17 protein-coding genes and 3 pseudogenes are annotated in these 21,884 nt (G+C 64.1%); 12 read left to right on the top strand and 8 right to left on the bottom strand.

What is annotated here, in order from left to right:
• Positions 1–351: 351 nt before the first annotated feature.
• From FMZ75_RS21745 to FMZ75_RS22270, 3 pseudogenes are all read right to left on the bottom strand, one after another.
• Positions 352–630 (bottom strand): annotated as a pseudogene (locus tag FMZ75_RS21745) (OmpA family protein); the annotation flags it as partial.
• 369 nt (positions 631–999) lie between these two features.
• Positions 1,000–3,219: pseudogene (locus tag FMZ75_RS18630) on the bottom strand (copper-translocating P-type ATPase); the annotation flags it as partial.
• A 43-nt stretch (positions 3,220–3,262) separates the two neighbouring features.
• A pseudogene (locus FMZ75_RS22270) lies at positions 3,263–3,361 on the bottom strand (DUF2905 family protein); the annotation flags it as partial.
• A 699-nt stretch (positions 3,362–4,060) separates the two neighbouring features.
• On the opposite strand from FMZ75_RS22270, the gene FMZ75_RS18620 reads away from it, so the two are divergent.
• Both FMZ75_RS18620 and FMZ75_RS18615 read left to right on the top strand, forming a co-directional pair.
• Positions 4,061–5,422 (top strand): TolC family protein, encoded by a 1,362-nt coding sequence (locus FMZ75_RS18620; protein ID WP_246729075.1) that lies wholly within the window; start codon positions 4,061–4,063, stop codon positions 5,420–5,422.
• 20 nt (positions 5,423–5,442) lie between these two features.
• Complete coding sequence (locus tag FMZ75_RS18615; protein ID WP_166145148.1) at positions 5,443–6,819, top strand: multicopper oxidase family protein; 1,377 nt, start codon at positions 5,443–5,445, stop codon at positions 6,817–6,819.
• A gap of 288 nt (positions 6,820–7,107) precedes the next feature.
• On the opposite strand, the gene FMZ75_RS18610 is transcribed toward FMZ75_RS18615, so the two are convergent.
• Together FMZ75_RS18610 and leuB are read right to left on the bottom strand one after the other, a co-directional pair.
• Positions 7,108–7,560, bottom strand: coding sequence for a lysozyme inhibitor LprI family protein (locus FMZ75_RS18610; RefSeq protein WP_166145145.1), 453 nt, complete (start codon positions 7,558–7,560; stop codon positions 7,108–7,110).
• 133 nt (positions 7,561–7,693) lie between these two features.
• Positions 7,694–8,806, bottom strand: coding sequence for a 3-isopropylmalate dehydrogenase (gene leuB, locus FMZ75_RS18605; protein ID WP_166145142.1), 1,113 nt, complete (start codon positions 8,804–8,806; stop codon positions 7,694–7,696).
• 240 nt (positions 8,807–9,046) lie between these two features.
• On the opposite strand from leuB, the gene FMZ75_RS18600 reads away from it, so the two are divergent.
• From FMZ75_RS18600 to FMZ75_RS18590, 3 genes are all read left to right on the top strand, one after another.
• A complete protein-coding gene (locus FMZ75_RS18600; protein WP_142863438.1) occupies positions 9,047–9,514 on the top strand; it encodes a hypothetical protein in 468 nt (155 codons plus the stop codon).
• A gap of 116 nt (positions 9,515–9,630) precedes the next feature.
• Positions 9,631–10,167 (top strand): preprotein translocase subunit SecG, encoded by a 537-nt coding sequence (gene secG / locus FMZ75_RS18595; RefSeq protein WP_166145140.1) that lies wholly within the window; start codon positions 9,631–9,633, stop codon positions 10,165–10,167.
• Positions 10,168–10,289: 122 nt separating this feature from the next.
• The gene (locus FMZ75_RS18590; protein ID WP_166145137.1) at positions 10,290–11,918 is read left to right on the top strand and encodes a CTP synthase; all 1,629 of its coding nucleotides are present in this window, start codon (positions 10,290–10,292) and stop codon (positions 11,916–11,918) included.
• A 46-nt stretch (positions 11,919–11,964) separates the two neighbouring features.
• Here FMZ75_RS18590 and FMZ75_RS18585 read toward each other — a convergent pair whose 3' ends face one another.
• Positions 11,965–12,471, bottom strand: a complete 507-nt coding sequence (locus FMZ75_RS18585) for a hypothetical protein (protein ID WP_166145134.1) — start codon at positions 12,469–12,471, stop codon at positions 11,965–11,967.
• Positions 12,472–12,677: 206 nt separating this feature from the next.
• Between FMZ75_RS18585 and FMZ75_RS18580 the strand changes: the two genes are divergently transcribed.
• Both FMZ75_RS18580 and FMZ75_RS18575 read left to right on the top strand, forming a co-directional pair.
• Positions 12,678–14,081, top strand: a complete 1,404-nt coding sequence (locus FMZ75_RS18580; protein WP_166145131.1) for an ATP-binding protein — start codon at positions 12,678–12,680, stop codon at positions 14,079–14,081.
• Positions 14,078–14,731, top strand: a complete 654-nt coding sequence (locus FMZ75_RS18575; RefSeq protein WP_108915309.1) for a response regulator transcription factor — start codon at positions 14,078–14,080, stop codon at positions 14,729–14,731. Before FMZ75_RS18580 ends, FMZ75_RS18575 begins: the two co-directional genes overlap by 4 nt.
• 25 nt (positions 14,732–14,756) lie before the next feature.
• Here FMZ75_RS18575 and FMZ75_RS18570 read toward each other — a convergent pair whose 3' ends face one another.
• Positions 14,757–15,413, bottom strand: a complete 657-nt coding sequence (locus tag FMZ75_RS18570) for a DsbA family protein (RefSeq protein WP_108915308.1) — start codon at positions 15,411–15,413, stop codon at positions 14,757–14,759.
• A gap of 130 nt (positions 15,414–15,543) precedes the next feature.
• Here FMZ75_RS18570 and FMZ75_RS18565 point away from each other — a divergent pair, with 130 nt between their 5' ends.
• Positions 15,544–16,086, top strand: a complete 543-nt coding sequence (locus tag FMZ75_RS18565) for an adenylate kinase (RefSeq protein WP_166145128.1) — start codon at positions 15,544–15,546, stop codon at positions 16,084–16,086.
• Here FMZ75_RS18565 and FMZ75_RS18560 read toward each other — a convergent pair.
• The gene (locus FMZ75_RS18560; protein WP_166145125.1) at positions 16,081–16,725 is read right to left on the bottom strand and encodes a uracil-DNA glycosylase family protein; all 645 of its coding nucleotides are present in this window, start codon (positions 16,723–16,725) and stop codon (positions 16,081–16,083) included. The two genes, FMZ75_RS18565 and FMZ75_RS18560, sit on opposite strands and share 6 nt — an antisense overlap.
• Positions 16,726–16,937: 212 nt before the next feature.
• Between FMZ75_RS18560 and FMZ75_RS18555 the strand changes: the two genes are divergently transcribed.
• The 4 genes from FMZ75_RS18555 to queC all read left to right on the top strand — a co-directional run bounded on the left by FMZ75_RS18555 (position 16,938) and on the right by queC (position 21,361).
• Entirely contained in the window at positions 16,938–18,494 is a 1,557-nt protein-coding gene (locus tag FMZ75_RS18555) for a HAMP domain-containing sensor histidine kinase (RefSeq protein ID WP_108915305.1), read from the top strand.
• A gap of 126 nt (positions 18,495–18,620) precedes the next feature.
• Positions 18,621–19,949 (top strand): AAA family ATPase, encoded by a 1,329-nt coding sequence (locus FMZ75_RS18550; protein ID WP_142863431.1) that lies wholly within the window; start codon positions 18,621–18,623, stop codon positions 19,947–19,949.
• Positions 19,946–20,614: a DUF4276 family protein gene (locus tag FMZ75_RS18545; protein ID WP_166145122.1), complete on the top strand. Its 669-nt coding sequence runs from the start codon at positions 19,946–19,948 to the stop codon at positions 20,612–20,614. Before FMZ75_RS18550 ends, FMZ75_RS18545 begins: the two co-directional genes overlap by 4 nt.
• A gap of 21 nt (positions 20,615–20,635) precedes the next feature.
• Positions 20,636–21,361, top strand: a complete 726-nt coding sequence (queC, locus tag FMZ75_RS18540) for a 7-cyano-7-deazaguanine synthase QueC (RefSeq protein ID WP_207783517.1) — start codon at positions 20,636–20,638, stop codon at positions 21,359–21,361.
• Positions 21,362–21,884: the final 523 nt, after the last annotated feature.

Genomic DNA, 21,884 nt, shown 5'->3' with positions numbered 1-21,884 from the left:
GCGATGATCCGATCGTCAAGCTGTCCGCCGTGACCGCCTGACCATTCCGGCCATAGCCGGAAATCCCGGTGTCGGCCTCGATCCAGCTACACCACGCTCTGGGACACGATCACTTCCGGCAATCGACGCCTTCGAAGGTCACCCTATCGAGGCCGCGCGTTCAAGTGCAGCAACGGAGGCAATAGCGTATATTTGGGTGTTGTGGGGAAAGTCGGTATCGTTCCTCCGCTACCACGAACAGAGTTTATTATTTAATTTCATATAGTTGATGACTTTCTGGCCCGCTGATTTGCGCCGGGCCGCTACGAAGCCGCTACCATCAGCGGCGTTCTCGCATTCGTCTTCAAAATCTCACTTCAGCCGCACGCCGAGCAGCAAGCCGCTGTCCGCCACGGAATTTTCGCTCGATCCCGTGGCGCCAGAGGGCTTCGACGCGAGCGCCAGCGCGCGGAGACGAGCGGCGTTGACACCCAGGCGCGTCAACGCCGCGACCACGGCCTCCGCCCGCCGCTTCGACAGTCTCTTGGCGTCGCCATAAGCCGCGACCGTCGCTCGGGCGCGAGGATGAGCGGCCAGAATGTCGGCGACCGCCCGCAATTGCGTCTGCGCGGCGGGCCGCAGGGCCGCTCCGCGCGGCTCGAAAGCGACGCCGTCGAGCTCGAACCAGGCAATTTTTCGCCCGGGAGGCGCCTCGCCGACGAGGAAGGCGCGCAACTTCGACTCCACCCCTTCGCTCGCAACGACGCTGGATCGCGTTTCCGCTTTCTGCGTTTCGGCTGAGCGCTCCGTCGGGAGAGTCGGAACGAGCCCGGCCGTCGGCGCCGCCTCGGACTGCGCTGATGGAAGCGGCGGCGTTTCGGCAACGGGAAGGCCCGGCCGCCATGGGCGCCACAACGCCAGAACGGCCACGATCGCCAGCGCGGCGGCCGTCGCCCCCGCCCATATCGAGCGTCTCGAGCCCGCCGAGCGGCGGAGGGCGTCGGTAGGGGCCGGCTCGTCGATGCGTGATCGGCGTAGCCGCAGCGAGTTGGCGATCACGCTCACCGACGACAGCGCCATGGCGGCGGCGGCGATCGTCGGCGACAGCAGCAGTCCGAAAGCGGGATAGAGCGCGCCGGCGGCGACAGGCACGCCGGCGGCGTTGTAGATGAACGCGAAGAAGAGATTCTCGCGAATGTTGCGCATCGTCGCGGCCGAGAGCCGTCGGCCGCGAACGATGCCCTGCAGATCGCCCTTCAGCAAGGTGACTCCGGCGCTCTCGATCGCGACATCGGTTCCCGTCCCCATGGCGACGCCGACATCGGCGGCGGCGAGCGCCGGCGCGTCATTGACGCCATCGCCCGCCATGGCGACGACACGGCCGGCCGCTCTCAGCCGGCTCACCACCTCGCTCTTGTCTTCTGGAAGAATCTCGGCTTCGACCTCGTCGATGCCGAGCCGCTTCGCCACGGCGCGCGCGGTCGTCCAATTGTCGCCCGTCAGCATGACGACACGCACGCCATCCTTCCGCAGCGCCTGCAGGGCGACGGGCGTCGTCTCCTTGACGGGGTCGGCGATGCCGATCACGCCGGCGACGAAGCCGTCTAGGGCGACGAAAATCGCGGTGACTCCGTCTTCTCTGAGCCGCTCGGCTTCTGCATCGGCGGCGCTGGCGTCGACGCCGATCTCGTCCAGGAAGCGGCGATTGCCGATAATCAGCGATCGACCATCGACCACGCCCGTCACGCCTTTGCCGACCGGCGAATCGAACTCCTTCGCTTCGGAGAGCTCGAGCCCGCGCGCGAACGCCGATTGCACGATCGCCTGCGCCAGCGGATGCTCGCTCGCCCGTTCGAGGCTGGCGGCGAGACGCAGTAGATCATTCTCGGCGAGCTCGGCCGTTGGTCGGACGTCTGTCACGCGAGGCTTGCCTTCGGTCAGCGTGCCGGTCTTGTCGACGACGAGAGTGTCGATCTTCTCGAAGCGCTCCAACGCCTCGGCGTTCTTGATGAGTACGCCGCTCTGCGCGCCGCGTCCGACGCCGACCATGATCGACATGGGCGTCGCGAGGCCTAGCGCGCAGGGGCAGGCGATGATGAGGACGGACACGGCCGCGACGAGGCCATAGGCCATGCGCGGTTCCGGTCCCCAGATGGCCCAGGCTATGAAGGCGAGGAGGGCAACGCCGATGACGGCCGGAACGAACCAGCCGGAGACCTGATCGGCGAGCCGCTGGATCGGCGCGCGGCTGCGCTGCGCCGCGGCGACCATCTCGACGATGCGCGCCAGCATCGTGTCGCGGCCGACCTTGTCGGCGCGCATGACGAAGCCGCCGCTCTGGTTGAGCGCGCCGCCGATGACTTTGTCGCCTGCGTTTTTAGACACCGGCAGCGACTCGCCCGTGACCAGAGATTCGTCGACCGAGCTGCGGCCGTCGAGTAGTTCGCCGTCGACGGGGATCTTTTCGCCAGGGCGCACGCGGAGCCGATCGCCGACTGCGACTTGCTCGAGCGGAATATCGTCGTCCGATCCATCGGCGGCGACGCGCCGCGCGGATTTCGGCGCGAGATCGAGCAGAGCGCGGATCGCGCCGCCGGTCTGTTCCCTCGCGCGCAGCTCCAGCACCTGTCCGAGCAGAACGAGGACAGTGATGACCGCGGCGGCCTCGAAATAGATCGGGACCGAGCCATCCGCGTTGCGGAAGGCCGGCGGAAACAGCGTCGGGACAAAAGTGGCCAGCACACTATAGGCCCAGGCGACGCCGGTGCCCATTGCGATGAGCGTGAACATATTGAGATTGCGCGTCACGAGGGACCGCGCCGCCCGCTCGAAGAACGGCCACCCGGCCCACAGAACGACGGGTGTCGCGAGAACGAATTGAATCCAATTGGAGGTCTGCGGTGAAAGCAATCGATGCAGGCCGAGAAAATGTCCGCCCATCTCCAGAGCGAGGACAGGAACGGCGAGGGCGAGGCCGATCCAGAAGCGCCGCGCCATGTCGACGAGCTCCGGGCTCGGCCCGGTCTCGGCGCTTGCGACGACAGGCTCGAGCGTCATTCCGCAGATCGGGCAATTGCCCGGCTTCGGCTGACGGATTTGCGGATGCATCGGGCAGGTGTAGATCACCTCTGGATACGCGCCTCGGCCGCGCTGTTCCCTGGGCGCCGCCCTCGCCGGAGAATGCAGATGCTCCTCGCGAGAGTGTCGGTTGGCGTGCTCATGGGCATGTTCATGGGCCATGGAGAACCCCTAAATCGCCGCTACGACTTAGAATGCGCAGACTTCACCGACTGAAAAACCAGAACATGACGCTGAGCGCCACGCTGACGATCAGCGACGTCGTAAGGGGAATATAGGGGCGGAAATCGCCGCATTCGACAGCTTGGTCGCCGGGTGGCGGCCGAGGGCGAACCGCTTAGCGACGAATCGCGCCAGCCCGACGAGGAACGAAAAAGAAGATTTCGACGAACGAGCGGTCGCCATGCCCTGCATGACACTGTTCTTCAGCGCGCGCCTGCCGACGCGCCGCCCGAAGGGTTCGTGAAGCGACCAATAGCTTTTCCCTGCTCGAGCGAGTTAGCGTTTTTTGTAGTGATTCGGTGGCTGGCGTAAGAATCCCCTGCGACCGAGGTCTCTCAATGTCGTCGCGCGCACGAGCTTCCGCCGCTGAGCCGAAGCGACAGAATTTATTCTTTATCTACATCCTCGGGAAACTCGGCCCTGCTTCGTTGATCGTTGGAGCAGCGCATGGCTGCGCGCCAATTCAACCACCGCTCGTCGCCCCTGAACCGTTCGACGCCGGAGCGCCTGCGCCCGCTACATATTATCGATCTACGGTCGGTTCGTATGTCAGCCAACGGCCGATCCAGCCGGGCTCCTGGAAAGAGCAAAATGCGCAACTGACCCGATCATCGGAGCGAGCGCATCACGGCGGTTCGGAGCATGAGCATTGAAACGGCTCCCATGCTCTCTATCGACGCTGCGACGGTGGCGGAACAGTGGTCTGAGGCTTCGAGCCGGCGCGGCGCTGCTCTCCGCCATGACGCTTTCCGCTTGCGTCGGCTTTTCGGACGACGGCGGCATGAGCATTGTAGCGGGCATCGCCGGTGGTCCGCTCGAAAAGGATGTGCTGGCGATCCGCACGCCGGAAGACGCCGTGTCCGCTCGGGCTCGTGTCGAGCTTCTGCTCTCGCGCGCGCTGACCGCGGACTCGGCGGTGCAAATCGCCTTGCTCGACAATCGTGGCCTTCAGGCGGCGTATAATGTATTGGGCTCCGCGGAAGCGGCGATGGTGAAAGCGATCCTCCCGCCAAACCCGAGCTTTTCCATTTCGCGGATCGCCGGACCATTGAAATTGGAGCTCGAGGCGATCATCGCCGCCGATATTCTCGCATTGGCGACTTTGCCGGCGCGGGCGGAAATCGCTGCAGATCGATTTCATCAGGCGCAGCTGCGCGCCGCCGAGGAAACGCTCCGGCTCGCGACCCGAGCGCGCAAAGACTATTATCGCGCCGTCGCGGCGCAGGAGCTCGTCGCTTTTCTCACCAAAGCGAATTCGACGGCCGCATCGGCCGCGCAGCTCGCCAGAGCCTTGGGCGAAACCGGCGCGATGAACAAGCTCGATCAGGCGCGCGAGCAAGTCTTCTACGCCGATCTTACCGCCCAGCTCGCGAAGGCTCGCCAGCGCTCGATCGCGGAGCGCGAACAGCTGATCCGGTCGCTGGGCCTGTGGGGCGCCGATCTCGATTTCAAGCTTCCCGGCTCCCTGCCGCCTCCGCCCTCTCGTCCAAAGAGCATGCCCATGGTGGAGCAAGAAGCGGTGGCTCGGCGGCCCGATCTTTTCGTGGCGGGCATAGAACTCGACGCGCTCGCAAAGTCGTACGGGCTCGTCGAATCCACCCGCTTCGTCAATGTCTTCCAATTGTCCGGCATCTACAAAGACACTCGGGAAATCGTCACCAGAGTTTCGAGCGACGGGACGATCGACACCGAGCGTGTTCGATTCAGGGTTTTTGGCCCAGGCGCCACGATCGAAATTCCGATTTTCGACTTTGGCGAGGCGCGCACGCGCGAGGCGGAGCAGAATTTTTTGCAGGCGTTCAACCGCCTCGCCGCAAAAGCGGTCGAAGTTCGGTCGGAAGCCCGTCTCGCTTACCGGACCTATCGCTCCGCATGGGACATAGCGAATCATTATCAGCGCGAGATTTCGCCGCTGCGCAAAATCATCATGGATGAGAGCCTGCGGCGCTACAATGCGATGCTGATCGACGTCTTCCCGCTGCTCGCCGAGGTGCGCCAGAGGATAATGGCGAATATCGCGGCGATCGAGGCCAAACGGGATTTCTGGCTCGCCAACGCCGATCTTCGGGCCGCGGTCATCGGCGGCGTCGAAACGCGAGTCGAAGAGGCGCCCGTATTGCGGATGGATGCTATCGGCCAGTGACGCATGAGGGAAGACAGACAATGATGTCTCGAAGGAACTTCATCGGCGCCGCGGCTGGATTTGCGAGCGTCGCCGCCCTGAGCGGCCGTGCGCAGGCGGCGAGCATTCCGGAGGCGCATTATGCGAAGAGCGCGGAGACACAGCCTCCGCTGTTCCCCTCGAATGGTCCCGAATACCAACCCGTCGTGACGTTGAACGGATGGAGCTTGCCGTGGCGCATGAAGGAGGACGTCAAAGAGTTCCATCTCGTCGCGGAAGCGGTCGTGCGCGAGTTCGCGCCCGGGATGAAAGTGCATCTTTGGGGCTATAACGGTCAATCGCCGGGTCCCACCATAGAGGCGGTCGAAGGCGACAAGGTCCGCATTTTCGTGACGAACAAGCTGCCGGAGCCGACCTCGGTCCATTGGCATGGAATTTTGTTGCCGAACGGCATGGACGGCGTGGCCGGCGTCACGCAGCCTCACATTCCGTCGGGCAAGACCTTCGTCTATGAATTCGAGCTGAAGACGAGCGGGACCTTCATGTACCACACGCATTCGGACGAAATGGTGCAGATGGCGATGGGCTTGATGGGAATGATCGTCGTCCATCCGCGCGATCCCGAGCAGCATAGAGTCGATCGAGATTTCGTCTTCATGCTGGCCACCTATGACGTCGATCCCGGGACCTATGTGCCGAAGGTCGTGGAGATGACGAACTTCAATATGTGGACATTCAACAATCGCGTCTTTCCCGGCATCGATCCGCTCGTCGTGCGCTTGAACGATCGCGTGCGCGTGCGGATGGGCAATCTCAGCATGACAAATCATCCGATTCATCTGCATGGCCACCATTTTTACGTCACCGGCACGGATGGGGGCTGGATTCCTCGATCGGCGCAATTGCCCGAAGCGACCGTCGACGTCCCCGTCGGAACGATTCGCGCCTTCGAGCTCGTCGCAGACAATCCGGGCGACTGGGCTTTGCATTGTCACAAGTCGCATCACACGATGAACGCCATGGGCCATGACTTGAGAACGTTCATCGGAGCAAAGCAGAGCCCCAGAGTTGCCAAAGCGATTGCCAAGCTGGTTCCGGATTACATGCCCATGGGCTCGTCCGGTATGGGCGACATGGCGTCGATGCACATGCCGGGGCCGGATAATGCGCTTCCCATGATGACCGGAACGGGCCAATTCGGGCCCATCGAAATGGGCGGCATGTTCACGCTCATGAAAATCCGAGAGGGGCTGGCGCGCAATGATTACAAAGACCCGGGTCCGTACAAGTTTCTGGAAGGAACCGTGGCTCACGACGTCGAGGGTCGACCGGCAGAGGCGTCGCGGCACGAAGGAATGAAGAGCACGAAAAGCCCTGCGCCGAGGCCCTCCGGCCGCGGCTACCATGAGCATCATTGAACAGAGGAAAATTGTTAGACTGAGAGCGCCGCTGGAGACGTAGCGAGGAAATCAGCGGCGACGAACCTCGCCGATCGGAGCCGGCGCAAAGACTCTTTCGTCGCGACGAGATCGACGAGCGAGGCGACCTGCAAGCCATCGCCCGGCACGCCGAGCGTTTTCGCGAGCGCGTGGGTGCGAGGCCGAGGCGCTGCATGAACTTCTCGGCGGAGGATCTCGCCCGGACGGGACTTGATTCGGATCGTCGCAGAAATCCTCTTCTATGGCAGTCGATGATCTTGCCGCGTCTCATTCGCAGGGCGCAAGGGCGTCGCGTGGCGCATTCGGAGGCCAGCCATCGAGTTCCTTTGCTCGCGCTTCGGAAAGTTGCGCCCGGCACAGTAGTTCGTTCATTGGAGCGATCGAGCCGCCGCCGCCACCCCAGAAGGCGCAATCCGAGTCGCGAAACGCGATCCACGCTCGTTGCGCCGCTCTGAGCTTGGCCTTTTCCGGCGGATCGAGATGACACGCCACAGCTCGATACGATTTGTTCAGCTTCTCGTCAGCGGCGCGAAAGTCGTTCATCGCGCAGTCGGTCATATCGCGCTGTGATATCGCTCCGTCCCAGCACGAACCGGCGCGCGGCGGCGTAGAATTGGCTGCGGTTTCGGCGTGAGAGGCCGCGCCGAACGCAATCGATAGAATCGCCGCAACGGTAACGGTGGAGCAGGCGATGTCGAGATATACGCTACGCCCTCGCATTCGGCGCCCTCTTTCGATTTCGCAAGTCAAATTACTTTGCGCGAGCAATTGTCGTTAATTACCGCACGCGACAGGGCGCAAAAAGTCGACCGCAATGGAACGCGCCGAGGCGCGTTCCTTCTCGCGATCGTCGTCACCCCAGCGTCTTCTTCAGCTCGGCCAGAATCGCGTCGCCCATCTGGCTCGTCGAGACGGGCTTGTCGTTCGGCCCGGCGATATCGGCGGTGCGCAGGCCGGCGGCCAGCACATCGGCGATCGCCTTGTCGATCGCGTCGGCGACCGGGATCAGGCCGAAGGAATAGCGCAGCGCCATCACCAAAGAGCCGATCATGGCGATCGGATTGGCGAGCGCCTTGCCGGCTATGTCCGGCGCGGAGCCGTGGCAGGGCTCGTAGAGCGCCTTGCGCTTGCCCGTGGCGGCGTCTTCGCCGCCGAGCGAGGCGGAGGGCAGCATTCCGAGCGAGCCGGTCAGCATGGAGGCGACGTCCGACAAGAGATCGCCGAAGAGATTGTCGGTGACGATCACGTCGAACTGCTTGGGCCGGCGCACCAGCTGCATTCCGAGCGCGTCGGCGAGCATATGCTCGAGCTGCACGTCGGAATATTCGCGCGCGTGCAGGGCGGTCACCACCTCGCGCCACAACAGGCCGGACTTCATCACATTGGCCTTCTCGGACGATGTGACCTTGTTGGAGCGCTTGCGGGCGAGCTCGAAGGCGATGCGAGCGATGCGCTCGATCTCATAGGTCTCATAGACCTGCGTGTCGACGCCGCGCTTCTGGCCATTGCCGAGATCGATGATCTCCTTGGGCTCGCCGAAATAGACGCCGCCGGTCAATTCGCGCACGATCATGATGTCGAGGCCGTCGACGAGTTCGGGCTTCAGCGAGGAGGCGTCGACCAGCGCCGGATAGCAGATGGCGGGGCGCAGATTGGCGAAGAGGGCGAGATCCTTGCGCAGGCGCAAGAGGCCGGCCTCGGGGCGCACGTCATAGGGAACGCCGTCCCATTTCGGCCCGCCGACGGCGGCCAGCAGCACGGCGTCGGCGCTCTGGGCCAGGGCCATGTCGGATTCGCTGATCGCCTGACCATGGGCGTCATAGGCGGAGCCGCCGACGAGGCCCTTCTCCGTCTCGAAAGAGGCGACGCCGGCGGCGCTCAGAAAGGCGATGAGCTTTTCGGCCTCGGCCATGATTTCCGGACCGATGCCGTCGCCCGGCAGGAGAAGGAGCTTGTAGGCGGCCATGAAATCCTCTCTATCTCTGGTTCGCGGGGTTGCGCCGTCAATAAGGCGCGGGCCGGCGCAAGGCAACATCGCGGAGAAATCCATCGTGATGCGACAATCTGTCCGAGGCGGCCGGCTTGCCGGGATCGCGACGGCCGTGCAGCCTGCGGTCCGAGCCCCATAAGGAGCCCCGCTCATCGCCGACCCCATTCGGCGGGAGCGAAGGAAAAAACGAAAAAACGAAAAGAGGAGACGCGTTTCATGTCGACATCGAAGATCGTGGCGGCCGCTCTGCTCGCGGCCGCGCTCACCGCCGGCCGCGCCGAGGCCTTTTGCCTCTTCTCCTGCGAGCCGACCGCCGACAACGCCCGCTCGGTGTTCGAGAACCGGCTGAAGAAGAAATTCGATCCGGACGCGAAAGTGGTGAAGTTCGACGTGTCGCGCTTCTGGCGGCTGGACGTCGAGGGCGCCGGCCACCATGCCGTCGAATTCTACTTCACCGGCTCGGCGGAATTCCCCAAGGGCGCCAATCTCGACTGCAAGCCGGACGAGGCCGGCGCGGTCAAGGCCGGCTGCTCGGCGAGCAAATATTATTCGACCACGGTCTCCAATCAGGAGATCAAGGACCGGCAATATATAGAGCCCGGCGCCAAGATCGACTTCAACGACGAGACCCGCTTCGACGAGAGCCCGAAGGGTTGGAAGGGTCAGGACGGCAACGTCTATTGACCCCGTCCCGGCGGCGGCCCCTTCCCTAGGCCCGTGAAATTGGTGTAGAAGGCCCGCGACAGAATATGCGCGGGCCGCGGGGCGGGCGGAACCGAAGCGCCGGGAGACAGCGGTTCATGCAGCAGGTTATCATCGTCATCCACCTGATGGTGGTGGTCGCTCTCGTCGTTCTGATTCTCTATCAGAAGTCGGAGGGCGGCGCGCTCGGCATCGGCGGCGGCGGCCTGTTCACAGGCCGCGGCCAAGCCAATGCGATCACGCGCGCGACCGGCATTCTCGGCGCCGTCTTCTTTTTGACCAGCATCGCCCTCACTGTCCTTCCGGCCTGGGAGCGCGGTCCCGAGGGTTTCGATCCCGCCAAGCTGGAATTCAAGGAACTGCCGCCGGCCGGCGCGCCGGCTCCGGGCTCTTCGGCTCCCGGCGCTTCTGCTCCCGCTCCGGCGGAGAAGAAGGAAAGCATTTTCGATCAGCTGCAGCGCGCCCAGCAGCAGCGCCAGGGCGTGACGCCGCCCGCCGCCGAGCCGCCTGCCGCTCCGGTCGAGACCGCTCCGGCGACTCCGCCGACCGCGGAAGGCTCCAAATCGCCCGAGGCCGCGGCTCCCGAGATCAAGGCTCCCGAGGGTTCCGACAAGGCTCCGGCCGAGGAGAAGTGAGGCGCGGGCGGCCGCAGGGCCGCCCTTCGCAGCTTCGACGCGAGAACGCGCCGGTGGAATTCCCGCCGGCCGACGAAAAAACCTTTTCCGAATCGATCCCGAGGCGATAAGCGTAAGACCCCATGGCGCGGTACATCTTCATCACCGGCGGTGTGGTCTCCTCACTCGGCAAGGGCTTGGCGTCTGCGGTGCTCGGAGCGCTGCTACAGGCGCGCGGCTACACCGTGCGACTGCGCAAGCTCGATCCCTATCTCAACGTCGACCCTGGCACGATGAGCCCGTACCAGCACGGCGAGGTCTTCGTGACCGACGACGGCGCCGAGACCGATCTCGATCTCGGCCATTACGAGCGCTTCACCGGCCGTCCCGCTTGTCGCCAAGACAATGTGACGACCGGGCGCATCTATCAGGACATCATCGCCAAGGAGCGGCGCGGCGACTATCTCGGCGCGACGATCCAGGTGATTCCTCACGTCACAAACGCGATCAAGGACTTCGCCCTCGAGGGCAATGATCATGTCGATTTCGTGCTGATCGAGATCGGCGGCACGGTCGGCGACATAGAGGGCCAGCCCTTCTTCGAGGCGATCCGCCAGCTCGGCAATGAGCTGCCGGAGAAGCATTGCGTCTATATCCATCTGACGCTGCTGCCCTTCATCCCCAGCGCCGGCGAGCTGAAGACCAAGCCGACGCAGCATTCGGTGAAGGAACTGCGCTCCATCGGCATTCAGCCGGATATTCTGCTCTGCCGGACCGATCGCGAGATTCCGCGCGAGGAGCGCCGCAAGCTCGGCCTCTTCTGCAACGTCCGCGAGAGCGCCGTGATCGAGGCGCGCGACGCCGCCCATATCTATGACGTTCCGCGCGCCTATCACGCGGCCGGGCTCGACGCCCAGGTGCTCGCCGCCTTCGGCATAGACCCGGCGCCCAAGCCCGATATGAGCCGCTGGAATGCGGTGACACAGCGCGTCAACAATCCCGAAGGCGAGGTGACGATCGCCGTCGTCGGCAAATATACGGGCATGAAGGACGCCTATAAGAGCCTCATCGAGGCTCTGGCGCATGGCGGCATCGCCAATCGCGTGAAGGTCCATCTCGACTGGATCGAATCGGAAGTGTTCGAGAGCTCCGATCCGGCGGCGCATCTCGAGCATGTGAACGGCATTCTCGTGCCCGGCGGCTTCGGCCAGCGCGGCGCCGAGGGCAAGATTCTCGCGGCCCGCTTCGCCCGCGAGCGCAAGGTCCCCTATTTCGGCATCTGCTTTGGAATGCAGATGGCGGTCATAGAGGCGGCGCGCGCCCTCGCCGGGATAGAGAAGGCCAATTCGACTGAATTCGGCCCCTGCGAGGAGCCCGTCGTCGGCCTGATGACCGAATGGCTGCGCGGCAATGCGCTGGAGCAGCGCTCGGCGAGCGGCGATCTCGGCGGCACCATGCGCCTCGGCGCCTATCCCGCCCATTTGAAGCCCGGCTCGCGCATCGCCGCCATTTATGGCCGCTGCGACATCTCCGAGCGCCATCGCCATCGCTATGAGGTGAACGACGCCTATCGCGAGCGGCTGGAGGCGCATGGCCTCGCCTTCGCCGGCTCCTCGCCGGATGGCGTGCTGCCGGAGACGGTCGAGATTCCCGACCATCCCTGGTTCATCGGCGTGCAATATCACCCGGAGCTGAAGTCGCGGCCCTTCGAGCCGCATCCGCTCTTCGCCAGCTTCATCGAGGCAGCCAAGGCGCAGAGCCGGCTGGTGTGACGGCATAAGCGAGAGCGAGCCTCTAAGGCTCGCTTCGCGCTCGGAGTTACTCGGCTCGCTCGAGGCTCCGAGCGACCGTCGCCGCCGCGTCGCCGGCCCGCCACGCCGCGCGGACGGCGAGGAAGGCGGCCGTCAGAAATCCCACTGTTGTCAGAGTGAAGCTCACACCCGCGATCAGCGGAAAATGCGGCTCGACCGGCGGCAGCGTCGCCGGATCGATCTTCGGCCTCAGCGCCCGCAGCGCGAAGGAGAGCGGATTATTGAATGTTCCAAAACAGATAGAGACGATCATCCAGATCGGCGGCCGTATGGCGTATTGGCGGAACAGCAGCCCGAAGACGAACACGAACTGGGCCATCATCAGATAATCGATATGGGCGCGGATAAGATCGTCGCGTCGGTGGATCGCCCGCGCCAGCTCGCCGTCGGGGTAGAACAAAGTGACGCCCAAGACCCAGGCGATGGCGAGCGCCATGCCCAGCAGCAAGGTCGCGAAGGCGAGTATAAAAGCATTGCGCGACGGCAGGCGCGCCCGGATCGAAAGCGGTTTCATCGTCGAATCTCCAAAGCCCCTGGTCGGGGAGGGCGCGACCGTCGCGCGCGGCGCACGCGCCGAAGAAGAGCGCAGGGACCGTTCTGCGCCGGGCATTTTGCCCGATATTTCCCGGCGAGCGCGGCGCTTCCTGCGGATCGCATTGGCGGTGAAGGCGATTCCTGCTTTACTCGGCGATGCTGGGAGACAAGCCGGAGCGAAGCCCGATGCAATTGATCATTCGCCTCATCATGCGCCTCGTCGCCATTGTGGGCTTTTGCCTCGCGCTCGCCATCGGCTGGGTGATGGACGACGCCAATCGCTCCATTCGCGCGGAGACGCAGGCCTCGGCCGAGCGCGTCGCTCATGAGCTCGAGCATCTCTTCTGGCGGGAGATTCTCTGGCGCGGCAGTCTTCGCCGCGACAATATTCTGCCCATTCCCAATTGGGAGTCGCTTTCGACGGTGAAGCTCGTCTCGCCGGGCGTCTGCATCACTTTCGCGCCGGGAACGGAGGAGCCGCGCGTCTTGTGCGTCCAGATGGACGGCGTCGGCGCCGAGGCGCCGCAGTGGTTCGCCCGTGCTTTCGATCTTTTGTTCGGCGCGCCCGCGCCGGTGTCGCGGCCGCTCACCGTGCGCCAGCCGGAGACGGGCGCGGTGGTTGCGCGCGCCGATCAGGGAGCCGCCGTGCGGCAGGCCTGGCGTGAAATCTCCATCGTCGCCGGAGTCGCCGCCTCCATGGCGATCGGCGTCTGCTTGCTGGCGGCGCTCGCTATCTTCCACGCGCTGGCGCCGACGCAGACGATCGTCGACGGGCTCCGACGGCTCAAGAACGGCAATTATCGCCATCGCATCAAATCCTTCACCAGCGGAGAGTTCGGCCTCATCGCCCGCGCCGCCAATGATCTCGCCGAGCGATTGGCGCAGACGACGGCGGAGCGCGTCGCGCTGACCAAGCGGCTGTTCGAGGTGCAGGAGGAGGAGCGCCGCGCTCTCGCGCGCGATCTCCATGACGAATTCGGCCAATGCCTGACGGCGACCAGCGCCTTCGCCGCGGCGATAGAGGCGGGGGCGTCCGACCGGCCCGATCTCGCCGCCGACGCCCGCTCCATCGGCAAGGTGGCGCGGCGCATGACGATGACTCTGCGCGAGGCGCTGGCGCGGCTGCGCTCGCAGGATCTCGATGAGCTGGGTCTCGAGGCCTGCCTCGTTCAGCTCGTTGCCGGTTGGAACGCGCAGACGGCGCCCCGCGCGGTCGTGCATCTCGATCTGATGGGCGATCTCGCCGGCGTGCCGCCCGCGGTCTCCACCAGCGTCTTCCGCATCGCGCAGGAATGCCTCACCAACGCCATGCGCCACGGCCGGCCGAGCGAGGTTTTCTTGCGCGTGGAGCGGCTCGCCTCCAATGACGGTTTCGTCGCGCTCACTGTGGAGGACGACGGCGAGGGCGATCCGACGCGCATCGATTTTTCCGCCGGCCATGGCCTGCTCGGAATGCGCGAGCGCGTCTCCGCCTTCGGCGGCAGCCTCTCCATCGATCGCGCCGCGCACGGCGTCTGCGTCGCGGCGCGCATTCCGCTGGCGCCGGCCAATTCCAACGCGGCGGCCAGCGCATTCGGGCGCGCGGCGTGAGCGGCGTCTCGGTCCTGCTCGTCGACGATCATCCGATCGTGCGCGAGGGGTATCGCCGATTGCTGGAGCGTCAGCCGGGCTTTCGCGTCGTCGGCGAGGCCGACAGCGCCGCGACGGCCTATGAGGCCTATCGCAAATTTTCGCCCGATGTCGTGGTGATGGATTTGCAGCTCGCCGGGGGCGCCGGCGGGCTGGAGGCGGTGCGCCATATCCGCCAATGGGACAAGAAAGCGCGGATTCTCGTCGTCACCATGCATGACGCCGCGGCCTATGCGCTCAAGGCTTTCGAGGCCGGCGCCAGCGGCTTCGTCACCAAGGGCGGCGAGGCGGTGGAGCTGGTGCGCGCGGTGGAGACGGTCGCCCGCGGGGGCCGCGCGCTCGGCGACGACATTGCGCGGGAGATAGCGGCGGAGCGCCTCGCCGAGGGCCGTTCCCCGCTCGACGATCTCGGCCCGCGCGAGACGGAGATTCTCCGTCTCGTCGCCTCCGGCCGCACGACCGACGAGATCGCGCGCGCGCTCAATCTCAGCGCCAAGACGGTGCAGAATTATCACTATCAGATCAAATCCAAGATGGGCGCCCGCACCGACGCGCATCTCGTCTGGCTCGCCATCGGCGCCGGCCTGGTCGGCGCCGAGAGGTCGGTGTGAGAAGTCGCGAGCCTCGCGCGGGGCTTTACGACTTCGCCTTCTCGGACAGAATCTTGTCGAAGTCGGCCGCGGGAATCTCGCCGCTGTAGCGTTCGCCGTTGATGAAGAAGGTCGGCGTCGAATTGATGCCGAATTTCTCCGCCGCGCGATCGCGCACCTTGCTCACATTCTCGTAGAGCTGCTGATCCTTGAGCGTCGCCTCGAATTTCTCCTGGCCGAGACCGGTCTGCTTCAGCACATTGGCCAGGCCGTCGAGCGGCTTGTCGACAAAGGCCCAGTTCTTCTGCTGGGCGAAGAGCAGATCGACGACCGCGTCGCGCTTTTCGCCGGCGTTGCGGGCCAGCATGAAGGCCGCCGTCGCGAGCGGATCGAGCGGGAACTCGCGCAGAATGAACTTCGCCTTGCCGGTGTCGATGAAATTCTTCTTCAGCGTCGGATAGACGTCCTTGTGGAAGGCCGCGCAATGGCTGCAGGTCATGGAGGCGTATTCGACGATGGTGACGGGCGCGTCGGCCTTGCCCTCGACGATATCCGGCAGAGCATTGGGCGCCATCAGCTCCTCGACCGGGACTTTGCCGCTCGGCGCCTTGTCGGCGAAGGCGGGCGCAGAGAGGCCGAGGACGGCGGAAGCCGCCGCGGCGAGCGCGGCGCGACGGGTGAAACGAAGGTCGAAGCTTTGCATGGCCGCTCCATAGGGTCGCGAAACGGGCGGACCATAGAGCATTTTCGCCTCGCGGGGAATCGGCCGAGCGCGAGGTTTCCGGCGCCGTCGACAGGACAAGGATCGCCGTGCACAGAGGGGAGAACGGACAATGCCGCGAATTCACATATTCGGCGCGTCCGGATCCGGCGTCTCGACGCTCGGCGCCAGGATCGCCGATCTGTTGTGCGTTCCGCACATAGACTCGGACCGGCTCTATTGGGCGCCGACCGACCCACCCTTCGTCGCGCCGCGGCCTCTGTCGGAACGGCTCGCTCTGCTGCAGGAGCTCACGCCAGCGACGGGAAATTGGGTGTTTTCCGGCTCGGCGATCGGCTGGGCGGCGCCAATCGAGCCTTTTTACGAGCTGATCGTCTTTCTTCGGCTCGACCCCGCGATTCGGATGGATCGGCTGCGCCGGCGCGAGCTTGAACGCTACGGCGCGCGCATCGAGCCCGGCGGCGACATGGCGAAGGCGAGCGCGGCATTCTTCGCCTGGGCCGCCGCCTATGATACGGCCGGCGTGGATCGACGCAGTCGCGTCGCGCACGAGAGGTGGCTCGGCTCCCGGACGGCTCCGATTCTGCGCCTCGATTCCTCGCAACCGGTCGAGGCTTTGGCGCGCGCGGTCCTGTCGGCGGTCGAAGCTCTATAGGACGAGGCGCGCTACCTCCGCCCGCACCGCCGGCAAAAGCTCCTCCGCGAACCAGGGATGGCGCTTCAGCCAGACTGTGTTGCGCCAGGAGGGATGCGGCAGCGGAACGACCTTCGGCGAAAGCGCCGAAAATTCCCGCCAGCGGCCGACCGTTTCGGCGACGCTCGCACCCGCCCGCAGCGCCACGCCGAGCCGGCGCAGATGATAGGCCTGCGCATATTTGCCGACGGCCAGTATCGTCTCCACCTGCGGCAGAGCCGCAAACAGCGCGTCATGCCAGAGCGGCGCGCATTCGCGGCGAGGCGGCAGATCGCCGCCATGGGCGTCATAGCCCGGAAAGCAGAAGCTCATGGCGGCGACGCCGACGCGGGAGACGTCGTAGAAAGTCTCGCGATCGACGCCCATCCAATCGCGCAGCCGGTCGCCGGACGGATCGTCGAATGGAAGGCCGGAGCGATGCACGCGCATTCCGGGCGCCTGGCCTGCGATCAGCAGCCTGGCTCGTGGCGAGACGCGCAGCACCGGCCGCGGCTCATGCGGCAAAGGCGCGCCCTGCGGCCGCTCGACGCAAATGCGGCAGGCGCCGACGCCCGAGACGAGCGCGGCGAGAGCGGATTTGTTCGCGGTGGAAAAGCTCAATTCAGCGCTCGCTCGGGCGGATAATCCATCGAATTCGACAAATGTCGTGAGTCCCCCGTTAACGTTTCCGCCCCATTATCGGCGACGCTCGACCTGACGCCTAGATTGCAGAGATTTATTTCGGCTTCTGGAAAGGGTCGTGACGACGTTTCCCGTCTGGGGCCGTCGATGGAATGCCTCGAGTCGCCGTTGCTTTCGGGTCCCAGCGTATCATGAATGACATAACCGCCGAGATGATCGAGCGCGGCCGGGGCAAGGACCCCCGCGCGCTCGCAGAGCGTCGCCGCCGCAGCGCCAAAGTGCGTCAAGCGCGCGAGCGGCTCACCTCTTCGGACACGGGTCATAGAGGCTGCGACGTCGGCCTGCTGCGCGCCTACGCCTCCGCGCGCATTCATTCCGCCGTGCCGGCCACGGCGCTGATCGCCATGGTGGCGGCGCTGACCCGCTATTGGATGGAGGGTGAGCTCGTCATCATTTGGACCGTGCTCGCCTTTTCGAGCCTGCTGCTGTGCTACGGCCTCGCCAAGAAGCTCGAGCGTCTCTTGGACGACGAGATCAATGTGGTCGGCTGGCGCAGCAAGTTCGTCGCCGCGGAATTTTTGCACGGCCTCGTCTGGGCGGCGATGGCTCTGCTGCTGCTACAGGCGAAAGACCCCAACGCCAAGGCTTTCGTGACGGCTATGCTGATGCTGGCGGCGGCGTTCAACACTATGGTCACGGCGACCATACCTTTCGCCGTCTATGCGACGATCACGCCCATTTCGCTCGCCATCGTCGCCTGCCTGCGCATAGACGGAATGGAGGACACCAGTCTCTCGCTGCTGGCGCTGGTCGGCGCGGCGCAGGTGTTTTTCGTCGTGCTGGCCAAGCGCGTTCATCATGTGACGCGCGAGGGCCTGTTCTTTCGCATCGAGAAGGACGATCTCATCGGCGAGCTGGAGCAGGCCAAGGCCAATTCCGACGAGGCGCGTCGCCGCGCGGAGGAGGCCAATCTCGCCAAATCGCGCTTCCTCGCCACCATGAGCCATGAGCTGCGCACGCCGCTCAACGCCATACTGGGCTTCTCGGAGGTGCTGAAGAACGAATTGTTCGGCGTCCATGCGGTGGCGGCCTATAAGGATTACTCCAATGACATTCACTCGAGCGGCCAGCATCTCTTGATGCTCATCAACGAGATTCTCGATCTCTCGCGCGTCGAGGCGGGCCGCTACGAGCTCAAGGAGGAGAGCGTCTCGCTGGCCGGCGTCGTCGAGGATTGCCGCCATTTGCTGACCATTCGCGCGCAAAAGCGCGGCATAGAGATGATCGAGGCCAAGGAGCCCGACCTCCCGCGCATTTGGGCCGACGAGCGCGCGGTGCGGCAGATCGTGCTCAATCTCCTGACCAACGCCATCAAATTCACGCCGCAGGGCGGGCAGGTGACGCTCAAGATCGGCTGGACCAGCGCCGGCGGCCAATATGTGGCGATCCGTGACACCGGGCCGGGCATTCCAGAAGAAGAGATCGCTGTCGTCATGTCCTCCTTCGGCCGCGGCACGCTGGCCCAGAAGAATGCGGAGGAGGGTACCGGCCTCGGCCTGCCGATCGTCAAAGGCCTCGTCGATCTGCATGGCGGTCTGTTCAAGCTGAAGTCCAGAGTGCGCGAGGGCACGGAGGCGATCGTCGTCTTCCCGCCGGAGCGCGTGATGAACGCGCTGCCGAAATTCGAGGAAGAGGAAGAGGCGCAGCATTACGCGAGCGCCGAGCGCAGGCGGAATGCGGCGGCGTGAGAGGGTAACGACAATAGGCATAATGTGCTATTGCCTTGATTAGCGGTCTGATCGACCTTTCGCGCCTTGCGATTTGATCTGGCGCGAGGCGTGTACGCTCGGGCGACCTCATCGGGTAACTGATATATGCTGACGCGGATCGAAATCGACGGCTTCAAAAGCTTCGAAAATTTCGGCTTGGACCTGCAGCCCTTCACCGCGGTCGTCGGGGCGAACGCGAGCGGAAAGTCGAACCTCTTCGATGCATTACGCTTCCTCTCATTGCTTGCGAGCAACGACATCAGAACGGCGATGAAAGACCTCCGAGGGGAGCCGGAAGAGTTGTTTCGGAAAACGCCGGCCCGAGATTTCGAGCAAATGTCGTTTGCGGTCGAGGTGCTTCTCCCGCGCGAGGGGATGGACGCGTTCGGAACAAAATATAACATAACCGCGCAACGTCTCCGCTACGAATTGAGGCTCGGCATCGTTCGTAATGCGGATGGGAGCCCGAGGGGGGTTGTTGTAAAAGAAGAGCGTTGTTCGGCCATGAGAAGAAGGGATGATAGAGCAGTATTTCTAAAATCGATAAAGCTTAAATATAATTCGACGGTAAATCCTTTTATCCGGTTGAATGGGGACGCTGTCGAGGTGCGTCAAGACGGTCCGCAGAAGCATGGCAAGCCTCTTCGGTTTTCTCTGCGAGAGGCAACAAAAACCGCGCTTTCAACGATCTCGACAGCGGAGTTTCCGCATTTATATGCGCTTCGCGATGCTTTGGCGAACGTGCGATTTTTGGAAATAAATCCGCAAGCGGCGAGGAGCGTCAACGACCGCTTCGAAGATCGTAAGCTGAAAGCAGATGCATCGAACCTCGCGGCTGCGTTGGCGGCGCTGAAGGAAGATACTTCTACGAAGCAACGTCCGGACGGCGTTCTTTCGGACATCGCGGCAGATCTCGCTTCGCTTATCCCGTCGGTCCATCGTTTGAGCGTGACGACGGATACGGATCGCCGGCAATATTCCTTCAATCTGGAGTTCGCCGGTAGTCAAACGTTCAGCTCGCGCGTCATTTCTGACGGCACTCTACGATTGCTTGCCGTGCTGACGGTGCTGAATGATCCCGAGAGGCGCGGCACGCTCTGTTTCGAAGAACCCGAGAACGGGGTGCATGAGGGCCGCGTGCCGATGCTAGTCGAGTTCTTGCGTGACGCGGCGGCGTTTTCGTCGAGCTCTGAAACGCCTTCCTTTCAAATCATCATCAATACACATTCGCCCAAGGTGATGGCGGCGCTCAAAGACGGGGAACTCGTCGCGTCGGACAGTGTCGTGACGCTCGACCCCGCAACGGGCTTCCGGTCGACGCGGACGCGTATGCGCTCTGGGATCAAGCCGAGTGGAGATTTCTTCGATCACGAAACGACATTGACGCGGTTCGAGATCGAGCAGCTTCTACAGCACGTCAGCGATGCCGCATGATCTATTTGAGCTGGGTGGCGCATTGCGAAGGCGCCTCGGATCGGGCCTATTTCGAGGTGCTGATACCGTGGGCTTTGCAAGGAGCGTTCGAAAAGCGATCACCTTTGCAAAAGATAGAGATTCCTGAAATGCAGGCCGTTCGGCTCGCGGGACGCGTCATCGACGAGGTGGCACAACAAGCGTGTAAGGCAAAAGACGCTTTCCAAATCATATTCGTCCATTCCGACACGGGTGGACGAAGCCTCGAAGCGAACATGGGTGCGCGATCTTGCGCTCTGTGTCTGGCAATGGAGCGCCGGTGCGAATGGCCGCCGCGCCGTTGCGTCGTCATAGCTCCCCGACACGAGACGGAAGCTTGGATTTTATCCGACGGCGCCGCTGTGACATCGGCGCTCGGCTATACCGGCTCCCCCGAGTCGATCGGGCTGCCATCGGAGCCGAGAGCAGCCGAGCGGTTGAAAGACCCTAAGTTAAATTTGCACGAGGCGGTGATCAAAGTGAGAGGGAGTCGACGTCGATCGGACGACGTGCAGCAATTATATGCGTCGATCGCGCAGCGACAGTCTCTCGACCAGTTGCGGCGCCTGTCGTCATTCGCTGCTTTCGAAAGCCAATTGATCGACGCCCTGGTCGAGATGCGATGCGTCTCGAACGCGAGCGACTGATACCCGTCACCAAAAAGGAGCATGTCCGTGACTGACGCCTCCTCTTCCGACTCCGCCCTCGTCCTCTTCTCCGGCGGCCAGGATTCCGCCACCTGCCTCGCCTTCGCTCTGTCGCGCTTCGCGCGCGTCGAGACCATCGGCTTCGATTACGGCCAGCGTCATCGCGTCGAGCTGGAGCAACGCGGCGTGCTGCGGGAGGGGATGAAGCGCATCTCCCCGCTCTGGGCCGAGCGGCTCGGCGAGGATCACACCATCACGATAGAAGCGCTCGGCGCCATCTCCGACACGGCGTTGACGCGCGAGGCGGAGATCGCCTTCGACGCCTCGGGCCTGCCCAATACTTTCGTGCCCGGACGCAACATTCTCTTTCTCACCTTCGCCGCGGCGCTCGCCTATCGGCGCGGGATCGGCCAGCTCGTCGGCGGCATGTGCGAGACCGATTATTCCGGCTATCCCGATTGCCGCGACGCGACGATCCGCGCGACGCAGACGGCGCTGTCGCTCGGCATGGATCGCCCGCTCGAGATTCTCACTCCGCTGATGTGGATCGACAAGGCCGCGACCTGGAAGCTCGCCGAGGAATTGGGCGGCGAGCCCTTGGTGCGGCTCATCGTCGAGGAGAGCCACACCTGCTATCTCGGTGAGCGCGGCGCGCGCTTCGACTGGGGCCATGGCTGCGGCGAATGTCCGGCCTGTCGCCTGCGCGCCGCCGGCTGGGAGAAATATCGCGCCGATCGAGAGCAATGAAGCTCGTCTCGTCCTCCGCTATTCGCCGCGAATCGGCGGCGCTCAAAACGCAGACCGGCCGCCGCCTCTATGTCGTCGCGCGCGCTGCGCGGCGAAGGCGAGCCCTCCGTCAATTCCCGCAGGCTCGGGGATTCGCAAAAAAATCTGCGACGCGACAATGATCCGCGATCATAGCAGAAACCGGCCTGCAATAATGATTTGTGACGGAACCCCGCTGGCCGTACGAACATGACCGGATAGCTCGGCCGACGCTCGCCGACACTTGGATCAGGCGCGTGTGGCCTGATCGGGGGCGGGCAGAGTGATTGCTCACCCGAAGTGCGGTAGCGTGGAAACAGGCGCCGAAGCAAATATCGTTTCGAGTGAGATCGTGCCCCCTTTGGTGGTGTAGCAGTTCGGGAGCAAGCCGCTCGCGACGCGCGCTTTTCATAGCGCCGTAGCGAGCGAGCGGCTTGCGGCGGCCACCGGCGATTCTCCGGTTAGGGTCGGTTTGCGAATCTCAACGCAACCGAGGAACCCACCG

This window comes from Methylosinus sp. RM1 (assembly GCF_011378635.1).
GTDB classification, from domain to species: Bacteria; Pseudomonadota; Alphaproteobacteria; order Rhizobiales; family Beijerinckiaceae; genus Methylosinus; species Methylosinus sporium.
This window is presented reverse-complemented; position numbering and strand designations above follow the sequence as displayed.